This window comes from Aquabacterium sp., from assembly GCF_035476535.1.
Classification (GTDB): domain Bacteria; phylum Pseudomonadota; class Gammaproteobacteria; order Burkholderiales; family Burkholderiaceae_C; genus Pseudaquabacterium.
Map to the genome: position 1 here is coordinate 1 of NZ_DATILJ010000134.1, position 1,522 is coordinate 1,522.

Here is a 1,522-nt window from a genome sequence, read left to right on the forward strand (position 1 = left end):
GACCAGTTCGGCACCGACATGGCGGCCAATGCGATCGACTACGGCATCAAGTCACGCAAGGACAGCAAGCCGCTCAAAGGCTGGGTGAAGACACCGATCGAGCTGGTGACCGCGAAGAACCTCAAGTAATAAGACCCGTAAGACCCGTGAGGCCCGAACCGGACCCGCCCACCATGCCGTCGGCACTCGAACTCCACGGGCTCACGCGCCGCTATCCCGGCGTGATCGCGCTCGACGGCGTGGACCTGACACTGCAGCCCGGTGAGGTGCACGCCTTGGCGGGCGAGAACGGTGCCGGCAAGTCGAGCCTGATCAAGATCCTGTGCGGCGCGGACCGCGCCGATGGCGGCCACATGACGCTGTTTGGCGAGCCCTATGCGCCGAACAGTCCGCTGGACGCGATGCAGGCCGGCATCCGCGTGGTGCACCAGGAACTGCACATGCTCGATGAGCTGTCGGTGGCCGAGAACCTTCAGTTCGAGCATCTCCCGCGAACGCGACTGGGCCTGCTCGATCGCCGGGCCATGGAGCTGCGCGCGCGCGAGTTGCTCGCGCTGGTCGGCCTCGACGATCTGGCGCCGTCCACGCGCGTCGCGGGCCTGGGCATGGCCCAGCGCCAGCTGATCGAGATCGCCAAGGCCTTGTCGAGCCGAAGCCGCATCGTGATCATGGACGAGCCGACAGCCACGCTCACGCCGCGTGAAACGGATCGACTGCTGCAGATCATTCGCCAGCTCCGCGATGGCGGCGTGACGGTCGTGTTCGTCTCCCACCACTTGCAGGAGTTGTTCGAGGTCTGCGACCGTGTCACCGTGCTGCGCAACGGCCGCAAGGTCGCCACCCAGTCGATGGCCGGCACGACGACCGACGACCTGGTGCGCTTGATGGTGGGGCGCGACCTGGCCGAGCGGGCGCCTCACAAGGCCGCCACGCCGAACCCGCAACGGGCGCCGGCGCTGCGCGTGCAAGGTCTGCGCTTCGCCGGTCAACGGGGCGATGCCGCACTCGACTTCAGCCTGCACTACGGCGAGATCGTCGGCCTGGCGGGTCTGGTCGGATCGGGCCGGACAGAGACCGTGCGCGCGATCTTCGGCGCGGACCCCCTCGCCGCGGGCCAGCTCTACCGCGACGAGCGCCCGGTGCGCATCGGCGGCCCGAAGGACGCATTGGCCGAAGGCATCTGCCTCGTCACCGAGAACCGCAAGGACGAGGGGCTGATCCTCGACATGCCGATCCGCGCCAACATCAGCCTGGCCAGCCTGGGGGCGGTGTCGCGTTCGGGCTTGATGCGGGCCGAGGCAGAAAGCGACGCATCGCAGCGCATGGTCTCGAAGCTGCAGATCCGGCTCGCCTCGATCCAGCAGCCGGTGCGTGAACTCTCCGGCGGCAACCAGCAGAAGGTGGTGCTGGGCAAGTGGCTGCTGCGCGAACCGAAGGTCCTGCTGCTCGACGAACCGACGCGCGGTGTCGATGTCGGCGCCAAGGCCGAGATCCACGCGCTGCTCGAGCGCATGGCCGCCGA

1 protein-coding gene is annotated in these 1,522 nt (G+C 68.2%); it reads left to right on the forward strand.

Going from position 1 to position 1,522, the window contains the following annotated elements:
• Positions 1–173: 173 nt before the first annotated feature.
• Positions 174–1,522, forward strand: a 1,349-nt coding sequence (locus VLK61_RS13315) for a sugar ABC transporter ATP-binding protein (RefSeq protein ID WP_325421921.1), incomplete at its 3' end; no start/stop codon positions are given.